We start from the raw sequence: 10497 nt of genomic DNA on the forward strand, positions 1-10497 counted from the left end.
GGTAACTATTTCGCCGCACGTCGGTCACGCCAATGAACTACCGGTCGACTACGAGGTCCTGGATCTCGGAGACGTCACGCTGCAGCATGGTGCCACGCTGTGCGTCGGCAAACCTCGCCCCGCATCGCGGCAGTGAAAGCGCGCCTCCAGAAGCAACGTCGTACAAGGGGTTGGGCACGAAACGGTTAGCCATTCGACACGCCGGGGCAACACAAAGAGCCCACCTGATTAGGGCGACGACCGGGCATTGAGGTGACACTAGGCGTCATCCGTCATCTGCACTCGGTGACTGTCCGAGGCTGCCCCAAAACTCATGGATAAGGGCTATTATTCATCACTGCGGCAAGTGAGACACGTTGCTCTGCAGCTTCTTTCGTCGCGCGACTGTTCCACTCCAGGTACGGTCGCCACTGTCGCGGGCGACTCGGTGGTCGACGCCTCACCGCCGAGCGACCGGCATGCGTCTTAAATCAGCACCACTGTGCTGTTCTAGGATCCGCCACCGAGTTGAGAAAACCGGATCCCCCACTTCGATGAGAATCGTGCAAACCTGCAGCTGGAGGTGTCGGCTTCCGCCATCATCGTGGAGAACCGACACTGGCGCAGTCGCCGCCCGCCAACCGCACCGTCACCGACGCCCTGACCGTTGACGCGGTCAGGGACGTTGCCTGGCGCATCGATCACCACGGCCGGCGGCGGATGATCACAGTAGGGCTCTACGGGCGGGTGAAGGTGCGGGCGTATCTGGATCGCACCACGATGCCCGGTGTGTCCTACGGGGCGGTGGGTCGTGCAGTGAAGGCGTTGAGGCTAAACGGTATTCGACGTTCGACGGGAGTCCGCAAAACGATCCCGTCTGCGGACGGGATCCGTGCCGGCGATTTGCTGAATCGGCAGTTCCACGCCGATGAACCCAACCGGGTGTGGGTAACTGACTTCACCTATGTCCGAACGTGGGCGGGTGTACGTGGTGTTCATCGTCGACGTGTTCTCGCGGCGAATCGTGGCCTGGCATGCCTCGACGAGCAAGGAGGTCAGCCTGGTCACCACGCCGCTGCGGATGGCGTTGTGGCAACGCGACCACGACGGCTACCCGGTGAAATATGGTGAGCTGATTCATCATTCGGACGCAGGGTCGCAATACACGTCGATTCGGCTGACTGAGCGGCTCTCACTGGAACACGTCGCGGCGTCGATCGGATCGGTCGGCGATGCCTACGATGACGCGTTGATCGAGTCAGCGAATGGTCTCTACAAGACCGAGTGCATCCGCACCACGATCTTCCACGCCGGACCCTACAAGACCGTCGCTGACGCCGAGTTCGCGACCGCGGCCTGGGTCGACTGGTGCAACAACAGCAGGCTGCATTCCAGTATCGGACTGCTCCCACCCAGAGAGTTCGAGACCATATCACTACGCTGCCCTCAAACCCGAGGAACAGCCCACAATGGAAGCGGCACGAAACCTCCGGTGATTCAAGCAGCGCCGGGCGAGGTACCTGCCCAAACCCCACCTGCAGCTCGATCGGCGGGAACCACAGATCGCACTGGGCGATCTCCCGGCCACATACGTCGTTCGGCCTGCCGGATCCGGCGGCAGATACACCGGGCGCAACTCGGCGACCCGTTCTTTGAACACCGTCAACCCGCGGTCCCAGCCGATCCGCTCGGCGATCACCGTCGCCGGCATCCGCGGATAGCTCTGCAGCAGTTCGCGAATGCGTGGCTCGACCTCGTCGACGATCGACCCCGCCGGGGTGCGTTCGTACTTTGGCGGCGCGCCCGAGGCGATCGCCGCCCGAACCGTGTTCTCGAAATGCCCAGCACCCGCACGATCGCCTTGATCGGCAGCCCCTCCGCACGATGCAGCCTGCGGATCTCAGCCCAGTCCTCCACGGATAACACCCCTTCAATCTCCCTCGGTGCGGTAGGCCGAGGATCAGTCGCAGGGGGTCAAAATTCAGACGTCGACACGGAGGGGTTATCTTTCAGGCGTCGCCGACACCGATCGGGTCCCCGAACACCGCCTCGTCGAAGTTGGCGAGGCACTCTGACCGACTTGCTCATCGAACGCGCCACGCGGTCGCACGTGAGGCCAGAACTGAGGCGTCTTCGCTTTCTTGACACGAGACAGCTTGGCAAGGATTCGCAACGAGTGTGGGTCTTTGCGTCGATCTGCCGGTCGTCACCGAGGGTGCACAGGTTCCGCGTGTGGCGGTGGGGTTCGACGGTGCACCAACGATGGATGATAGAGATCACTGCGCAACGGAAAGAGATCAACCGGAGAGCCTGAGGCGCATCTGTTGGGCACCGAGGTCGCGGTGGGCATTGCGGGCCCGATCGGGACCGGGATCCAGCTGCTGCTAGTCGCCTAGCAGAACCGAGACTTCGGGATGAGACTTGGCCCCGCCGATCCCGGGGGGGTGGGGCGGCAGGGCCAAGTCGACATCGGAGGGCCACTGGGGGAATCGCCCTCTAGCTACGAGCGTAGACGAGCTGTGTGGTCGCCGGACCGCAATGATGTTCCGGAAAGCGAGCTGTCAGGGAATTGTTGGAGGCGCTGAGGTTCAGCGCCTCCAACAGGAACCTGACCATTGAACCCCGACGCGGTTGGTGATGGAGACCCATTTCACTTCGGTTGTCGCTATCGCAGGTCGCTTAACGCCAAGGCGCGGATCCGCCCCACCCGCCCCCGGCGTTCCGTCCGACGGCAGAAGACGCCCAGGGCTAAGCGGTATCAAGGACTAACCCACCGCGCGCACAAGACCGCACAGTGTTCTGATCGTGCCGCACCTCGTCGGACTGATCCCCGGCGCTGACCTCACCCCAGCTGCTCGGTCACGGCCGCAGCCGTGCTGTCGGTGGCCGCCGCGGTGGGATGGACTGACTTGCAGAACAGCGAGGTGGCCACAGCACGCCCATGTGCTGACCGCGACCGTGCTCGCGCTCCCCGCCATCGTCGACGTTGTACAGATGCCCCTTCCCATGACGCCGGCCCGAGCCGCCATCCCGCCCAGGTGCAGGACCGTCGTGGAGGCCTCAGCGGTGCTTGCTCAAGTTGGAGATCGGACACTTGGCGGAGCGATTCACGGGTTCGTTGTTCGACGAGCGCGTCGATCTACATGGATGCGGCCATCTCGGCGCGTGCAAGCAAGGTAGGCAAACCTAGCGGTACGGCCTCAACCCCGGCGGTACCTCTGTCCGTATCGTCGCAGGCGTCGTTGTCAGACGATTGGAGGCAGTCACCGAGAGGTGAGCGGCGCCTCGGGTCGCCATCCTGGTGGGGCGAAGACGTGAGCCAGTCTGTGGCGCCAGGTGTGGGCGTGGCGCACATCGGTCAGGATGCGCCCATACTCGCCATACTGGAGTTGGAGGATCCCGCCTTCGGACGCGGTCTTTTCGTAGAGCCCATATTCGGGATAGCAGTTCCCATCGACGAGCGTTCCGAATATGCGGTCCCAGACGATAAGAATGCCGCCGTAGTTCTTGTCTAGGTGCTCGGGTCGGCGACTGTGATGGATGCGGTGGTGGGCTGGAGTGTTGAATACGAACTCAACGGGCCGCGCGAGGGTGCCCACGAGTTCGGTGTGCAAGAAGAATTGATAGATCATGTTGAAGCCGTAGGCAACGTAGATCGTCCACGGCGCAAAACCCAACAGCGGCAGCGGAAGCCAAAAGATGGCTTCCGTCCACGGGTTCCACTTCAGCCTCACGGCGGTGCTGAAGTTGAAGGTCTCACTGGAATGATGCGCTTTGTGCCCGGCCCACCCGATCCGCACTCGATGCGAGAACCGGTGATTGCAGTACCAAGCCAGGTCCACCGCGACGAACAGGACCAGCCAGGTCAGCCAGGAATCGGTGGGTAGGTGCCACGGTGCCCACTCAGCCCACACGAAGGAAAACAGCAAGAGTGTGACCACTTTGAAGAACAACAGGAACGCCAGCGAGACAGCACCGATGTGAATGCTCGCGCGCGTGTCGTTCTTGACGTACCCAGCGGATGGTCGGCTCTCGCGGCTCAGCGCCGCGGCTTCGATGGCGATGACCACGCCGAACATGGGGAGAGCGTAGAGTATCGGATTCTGCATGTGGTTCCACAGTTGATCTATGAGATTCATCGTCTAGTCGCCCATCGTCGTCGAGCCTCGCCCCGCCCTTCGGATCAAGGCCCGGCCGGATCCCCACCGGCCGCCCAGCAGGCGACGCATCTGGTCAGCCTAATTGGTTGCCGTCGAGCTGCTGCATTGCGGCGCTGACCCAAAGTGCTGGGGTGACCTCACAGTGGCTGGCGAGTGTGCGGAGGACGTAACGCGTTCGTCAGAAGCCACGACCACCTGCCCTGCACAGCGGGTAGCTCCCCCTTGCGGGTACTACCAACGACGATCAACCGGTTTCGGCGTCCCTCGACCACAGCACGACGCATGCCGTTGGACGCGCGGGCTCTCATCGCGTCTGAGACGAACGCCTCTGGTTCGTCACGAAGTTACTGCGTGATCCCGTTGCGGGTGTAGTCATTACCGCAGGTGGGTATATGGATTACGGTGCCCCCAGACCCTCGGTGCAGCGGTGTTTTCGTGACGTCGACGGAGGGATTCAAGGGGCATGTCGGGTGATTGTCCTAACCGCGGTTTCCATTCTGGGTGTGCCGCGCACGGCGACCGATTTGGGCCAGCAGACCTAGAGGCCGCTGTACGGGGGATCGGTCTCGCCCCGGCATTTCAGCCGATTGTCACCATCCCCGACGGGGTAGTGGTGGGTTTCGAAGCCTTGGCTCGGTGGCCATCGGCGGCGGGTTTGAGCCCACAGGTGGTCTTCGACAACGCGAAGGCGACCGGCCGTGTCGATGAGCTTGATCGGCTGTGCATCGACACCGCCATCACCGGCGCACTAATCGGTCAGGTAGGCCGAGATCCGTTGTTGTGCATTAACCTTGAGCCGACCAGCGTGACGGCTTCCGCTGAGGAGAACGCGATACTGCAGCGCGGGCGTACTGAACTGCAGGTGATGTTTGAGTTGACCGAACGCAGTCTGCTGAGTCATCCGCATGTGCTGCTGGCCACGGTAGCCGCGATGCGTGAGCAGGGTTTCACCGTGGCCCTCGACGACGTGGGCGCGCATCCAGACTCGATGGCGTTGCTCGACGTGATCTCCCCTGACGTGATCAAGCTCGATCTGGGGTTGGTGCAGTCTCAACCGGACGACGAGCAAGCCCGAACGTTGTCGGCGGTGCTGGCGCATCACGAGCGGACCGGGGCGGTGATATTGGCCGAGGGAATCGAAACCGACGATCACTTGGAGCAGGCATTGGCCGTGGGCGCCACCTTGGGCCAGGGGTACAAGTTCGGGCGACCAGGTCCGCTCGATCAGCACCCACGAGCCACTGGATGGTCACCACCGGCCCGGGCCCAGCGCCCCACCCTTTCTTCGGGGTCGCCGTTCGACTTGGTGCAAAATCACGCACTGCTGCGCACGGGCCGCAAGCACACCTTGACCGCGTTCTCACGTCACATCGAAAGCCAAGCCCGCCACGCCCCCGACCCGCCCATTCTGCTCACCGCCTTGGAACGCGCCCAGCACTTCACCGGTCGCACTCGTCGGGACTACCGCGTCCTCGCTGCACGCTCGCCGCTGGTCGCGGTCTTCGGCCAAAACCTGCCCAACGACCTCGGACTCGGGATACGCGGAGTGGCGCTCGACCCCGCCGACGCGCTGGTCGCGGAATGGATTGTCCTCACCCTCGGACCGCACACCGCGGCGGCCTTGATCGCTCGCGAGCACGACGACAACCTCAAGCACGCCCGCGAAGGCGACCGCCGATTCGACTTCGTCATCACCTACGACCGCGCCCTGGTGACCGCCGCCGCATGCAACCTTCTCGATCGCATCGAGTGAGAATCCATCCCGTTTGGATGGCGCAAAGCACGCACCACACTGCGCACTGGCGTCGAACGCCTTAACCCCGCACGCCAGGAAATGATCGCGACGATCACCACCCAGAACCACGACATCGGCTCGGCATGGCGGCTCAAAGAACAACTCCGCGACCTGCTCCGTGCGTCTCAGCGTTACGTGGGACCATCTCGCTAACGGTGTTTCCGGCGTTTTTCATCAATAGGTTTCGGCTGCCGGGAATCGGTGGGCGAAGGTTTCGTGCGCGCAAGGAAAGTGCCGAATTACGTGGACAGGGGTTTTTGAGATAGGCAGCGGCCTTCTTCGCCTCCGAACAGAACCGGTAGAGATGTATCGGGTGATCGAGGAGCAGAAGGCCGCATTCGCGATCGTGCGGATAGCCGGGCTGCTGGGGGTGTCGGGGTCGGGGTTCTACAAGTTGCGTGCCGCCCAGGCAGCGGGGCCCACGCCGGCCCAGCAGCGCCGTGCAGCCATCGACACGAAGGTCAAGGGGTTCCTATCAGGTGTACGGTGCACCGCGGATCCTGGCCGATTTGCGGGAGGACGAAGAGGTGATCTCACGCAAGACGGTTGCGGCCTCGATGCGCCGGCAACGCCTGGCCGGGATCAGCCCGCGCCGGTTCACCCCGGTCACCACCGTGGTCGACCTGGACGCCCACCAACCCAAAGACCTGGTGGACCGTCGATTCGACCGCGGTGACCTCGACAAGGTCTGGACATCGGACATCACGTACTTGAGCACCGGTGAAGGGTGGCTGTACCTCTGTGCGGTCCGCGACGGCTGCTCGCGGCGGGTCCCGGGGTGGACCGTGGAGGACCACATGCGCACCGACCTGGTGGAGTCCGCGTTGTCGATGGCGCTCACCATGCGCGGGCGCCTACCGGGGCAGGTCATCTTTCACGCCGACCGCGGCACGCAATACACCTCCGGGCAGCTCGCCCGGTTCGCCTGCCGCCACGACGTGGCCCAATCAGTCGGCCGCACGGGGTGTGCCGGGACAACGCCCAGGCCGAACCCTTCTGGAGCACACTGAAATCGGAGTTCTACCATCGATACACCTGGCCCACCAAGAAGACTGCTAGGCTCGCAGTCGGCGACCGGATCGAACGGATCTACAACCGCCAAGGACGGCACTCCAAGATCGGCATGATCACCCCGGTCGACTTCGAGAACCGCCACACTCAGATGGCACAAGCCGCCTGACCCCGTGTCCACCATCCGGGGGCAACCTCACATCATGCAGCGCGGCAAGCATGGAGGCTTCCGCTAGCCATCCAACAGTAGGCCGAGCGACCACACTAGGTATATCTTACTGAACTCAGAATTCGCGTAGAGATCCGCGGCGGTCGTTTGGGTAGTCACCGTTCACCCAGGTGGTGTTGTCATCTCGCTCATAGCGATTGGTTGATTGATAGTGGCTACGTCATCTCATCCGCGAAAGCGACGATGAGACCGTCTCGCAGCGGCGTGGGAAACCGGGAAAGCAAGTGCTCGCGGATGGCCTTTGCGTGCGCGGGGCGCGCCAGCTCCAATTTGTGCCGACCTGATTTCGTTATCGTCACCAGTGAAGTCGTTGGGGCTACAGCAGAGCGTGTCAGCAGCTTGCGCGCAGTCATGCGGGTGATCTGATGTGACAGACGACTTTTGTGCCAGCGCATTGATTCAGCGAGATCTGATTGCCGCATCTCACCACCGGCCAGGTCCAATCGGTCGAGTACTCCGAATTCTGGACCGGTGATGTCGGCAGCGTCGGCGATTGCGCGTTCGAGGGCACGCACGACGACATCGGATCCGATCTTGAATGCATGCCACACTCGAAGCTCTTCTGGGGTCAAACAGTCCATGGCGCCCAGCCCTCCTGCTTAGTGTCAGTGACAACCTGCAGAGGTAATGCCGGTCGCCGCGCCAACCGTAACCCGAGAATCGTGCGCGACTTTCTCGCCAACGCCCGATCACGTGAGACACGCCGAAATTCGACGATCCGTCACTTCGAGGTGGGGCGTCGTCCACCAAAGTCGTGTAGACCATGCCGCGGACCCCCCACCTTGACTACTGAGAAACACCCCCGGTGTGCCCAGCAGCGGCCAGTCGCATCTAATCGCGCACCCAGGCTCGGCCGGGGGTTGCATTGGTCACGGCTCATATCGCCCCTGGTTGTCATGACGACCAACAAAACGCTACGGTGGTTGTCATGACAACCCTTGAAGAAGAACGGCCTACGGCACTGGTTACGGGCGCTTCCGGTTATCTGGGACGCGCGATTGCTCGAAGGCTCGCTCACGACGGATTCGCCGTGGTGGCCCAGTATTCGAGCAATCGCCAGTCCGCCGAGGCCCTCGTCGACGCCATTGTTCGCGGCGGCGGCGCCGCGATCAGCGTGCAGGCCGATGTCACCGACTCTGACTCGTTCTCATCTGCTTTCGAACACGGTCGCCAGGTCTTCGGTGGCATCGACGTCCTCGTCAACAGTGCTGGTGTGGCCACATCGGGCTTGCTAGCCGCCGCCGGCGAGGAGGACTTTCAGGAGATCTTGGGTGTGAGCGCGTTGGGCACGTTTCACGGCATCCGCTTTGCCGCCGCTGGCATGCGCGACAACGGACGGGTCGTCAACCTGTCCACGACCTCAGTGGCCGTCACGACTCCGGGAATGGGGCTGTACATGGCCGCGAAGGCGGCCGTCGAGACGCTGACGCGCTCTGCAGCCAAAGAGCTTGCCACCCGTGGCATTACGGTCAACGCAGTCGCTCCCGGTGCGATCGAGTCGCCAATGTTCGCCCGCGGCAAGACTGACCAACAAATCGCCGAGTTCACCCGCTCGCACCCTGCGGGCCGCCTGGGTGACGCTGACGACGTGGCGGCCGCGGTGGCACTTTTGGTGAGTCAAGACGCGGCCTGGATTAGCGGTCAGGTCGTCCGCGTGAACGGAGGTGTGGCGTGATTGCATCCAGCGTCGCGCTGTGCTCCCCAGCCCAAGTCAGTTGACATGACGACATCGACGGGCTTCATCACGACCCACTTACCTCCGCACTCCGGCGCCGGCCGGGTCGCACTGGTCACGGGTGGAACGCGGGGTATCGGCAAGGAAGCGGCCCGCAACCTGGTGGCATCCGGGGTCACGGTGGTGCTGGCTGCTCGAGGCGAGGACGAAGGTCGACGCGCGGCCGACGAACTCTCTCGCGCGGGGGGAGCTGGCGGTCGCGCCCTATTCCACTCGCTAGATCTCGCTGAACCAGAATCGATCTCGCGAATCTCGGCATTCGTGCAGCAGGAATTCGACCGCCTCGACATTCTGGTCAACAACGCCGCCCTCGGCAAGCTCCCCAGGCCTGCGTTCGACGTCACTGCCGCGGACATGCGGCAGGTCTTCGAAATCAACGTCTTCGCCGTCGTCGCGCTGACCGAGGCCGTTTTGCCACTGTTGGAACGCTCCGACGCCGGGCGCGTCGTCAACGTCTCCTCCGAGCGAGGCTCGCTGGGTGAGGGTGCGGTTGCCGACGGCATGCGCACGGCGGCAAGGGTCACCGCCGAACCGGGGTCGATGGCTTACCGCGTCGCCTTCGTGACACAACCCAACATGGCGTACTCCACCTCGAAGGCCGCACTCAACGCCGTCACTCAGCACTTCGCCTACCAGTTTGAGGCCACGGGGAGCCGCGTCCGAATCAACTCAGCCGCACCCGGACACTGTGCCACCGAGTTCAACGACTTCACGGGCTACCGCACCCCCCAGGAAGGTGCCCGCATCATCTCCGCACTCGCTCTCGCCGCCGAATCACCCAACGGTGGCTTCTTCGCCGACGAAGGCCCCATCACGCTCTGAGCGTGGCCAGACGTCCCCGCGGTGCGTCGCCGGCGGCCTAGCTCAGCCGATCACGTTCGTGTCGGCCATTTCTCGTCCTGTGATCAAAATCAGACGCACCGCCGCCCGACGTACTCGGCGATGGCAGCTCCGGCATAGGGAGAGTAGTCAAAGCTCAACGCGAACGCGGATCGGGCTGCTCATCTCCCGCTGCATTGTCCGGCGCGTGAAGCCAACAGATTGGCGCAAGCGAACAAGGGGCGCGCGCCGGTTTTCGCCAAGCTGGGTGACGAAGCCGTTCACCACCCATCCACCCTCCCAGGAGTGCACATCATGGACCTCGTCCAACCCATTCACGACCCCGCTCAGGTGCCCGATCGCTACGACTACGTGGTGGTGGGCGCCGGATCGGCGGGCTGCGTCCTCGCCGCCCGACTGTCCCAAGACCCGGCGGTCCGCGTTCTACTGTTGGAGTCCGGTCCTGCCGATACGCGACCCGAGATCGCCATCCCCCCTGCGTGGCCCACGCTGTGGGGTACCGACGTCGACCACGCCTACCAGACGGTGGCCCAACGAGGCACGGCGGGGCTCGCGCACCCGTTTCCGCGCGGTCGCACACTGGGCGGCAGCAGCAGCATCAACGCGATGATCTACCTTCGCGGGCATCGCAACGACTTCGACGGCTGGGCCGCCGCGGGCTGCACGGGATGGGACTACGACTCCGTGCTGCCCTACTTCAAGCGCATGGAGACCGTCAGCGGCCGCGACCCGCGGTACCGCGGGGTAG

9 protein-coding genes and 2 pseudogenes are annotated in these 10497 nt (G+C 63.5%); 8 read left to right on the plus strand and 3 right to left on the minus strand.

Going from position 1 to position 10497, the window contains the following annotated elements; all coding sequences use genetic code 11:
• Nucleotides 1-615 precede the first annotated feature (615 nt).
• Nucleotides 616-1475: pseudogene (locus tag B1790_RS35490) on the plus strand (IS3 family transposase); the annotation flags it as partial.
• A gap of 24 nt (nt 1476-1499) precedes the next feature.
• Here B1790_RS35490 and B1790_RS29990 read toward each other — a convergent pair.
• Nucleotides 1500-1905: pseudogene (locus tag B1790_RS29990) on the minus strand (IS21 family transposase); the annotation flags it as partial.
• Between the two features lie 1337 nt (nt 1906-3242).
• Nucleotides 3243-4058 carry a sterol desaturase family protein gene (locus tag B1790_RS29995; RefSeq protein ID WP_233165384.1) on the minus strand — a complete coding sequence of 272 codons (816 nt, stop codon included), beginning with the start codon at nt 4056-4058 and terminating at the stop codon, nt 3243-3245.
• A 544-nt stretch (nt 4059-4602) separates the two neighbouring features.
• On the opposite strand from B1790_RS29995, the gene B1790_RS30000 reads away from it, so the two are divergent.
• The 4 genes from B1790_RS30000 (at nt 4603) to B1790_RS30010 (ending at nt 7114) form a co-directional block, all read left to right on the plus strand.
• A complete protein-coding gene (locus B1790_RS30000) occupies nt 4603-5892 on the plus strand; it encodes an EAL domain-containing protein (protein WP_079926929.1) in 1290 nt (429 codons plus the stop codon).
• Nucleotides 5893-5898: 6 nt separating this feature from the next.
• Nucleotides 5899-6087 carry a transposase gene (locus B1790_RS35695; RefSeq protein WP_255407312.1) on the plus strand — a complete coding sequence of 63 codons (189 nt, stop codon included), beginning with the start codon at nt 5899-5901 and terminating at the stop codon, nt 6085-6087.
• A gap of 326 nt (nt 6088-6413) precedes the next feature.
• Complete coding sequence (locus B1790_RS30005) at nt 6414-6944, plus strand: DDE-type integrase/transposase/recombinase (protein WP_158083896.1); 531 nt, start codon at nt 6414-6416, stop codon at nt 6942-6944.
• Nucleotides 6899-7114 carry an IS3 family transposase gene (locus B1790_RS30010; protein WP_142271578.1) on the plus strand — a complete coding sequence of 72 codons (216 nt, stop codon included), beginning with the start codon at nt 6899-6901 and terminating at the stop codon, nt 7112-7114. The genes B1790_RS30005 and B1790_RS30010 overlap by 46 nt, the downstream gene beginning before the upstream one ends.
• A gap of 215 nt (nt 7115-7329) precedes the next feature.
• Here the strand turns inward: B1790_RS30010 and B1790_RS30015 are convergent, their stop codons facing one another.
• Nucleotides 7330-7755 carry a MarR family winged helix-turn-helix transcriptional regulator gene (locus B1790_RS30015; RefSeq protein ID WP_142271579.1) on the minus strand — a complete coding sequence of 142 codons (426 nt, stop codon included), beginning with the start codon at nt 7753-7755 and terminating at the stop codon, nt 7330-7332.
• Between the two features lie 347 nt (nt 7756-8102).
• Between B1790_RS30015 and B1790_RS30020 the strand changes: the two genes are divergently transcribed.
• The 3 genes from B1790_RS30020 to B1790_RS30030 all read left to right on the plus strand — a co-directional run.
• Entirely contained in the window at nt 8103-8849 is a 747-nt protein-coding gene (locus B1790_RS30020; protein ID WP_079926932.1) for an SDR family oxidoreductase, read from the plus strand.
• A 45-nt stretch (nt 8850-8894) separates the two neighbouring features.
• Nucleotides 8895-9731, plus strand: a complete 837-nt coding sequence (locus B1790_RS30025) for an SDR family NAD(P)-dependent oxidoreductase (RefSeq protein ID WP_079926933.1) — start codon at nt 8895-8897, stop codon at nt 9729-9731.
• Between the two features lie 312 nt (nt 9732-10043).
• Nucleotides 10044-10497 (plus strand): GMC family oxidoreductase N-terminal domain-containing protein (locus B1790_RS30030; RefSeq protein ID WP_158083897.1); only part of this gene is annotated, 454 nt, incomplete at its 3' end.

The sequence above is a fragment of the Mycobacterium sp. AT1 genome (genome assembly GCF_002043095.1).
In the GTDB taxonomy this organism is placed as follows: Bacteria; Actinomycetota; Actinomycetes; order Mycobacteriales; family Mycobacteriaceae; genus Mycobacterium.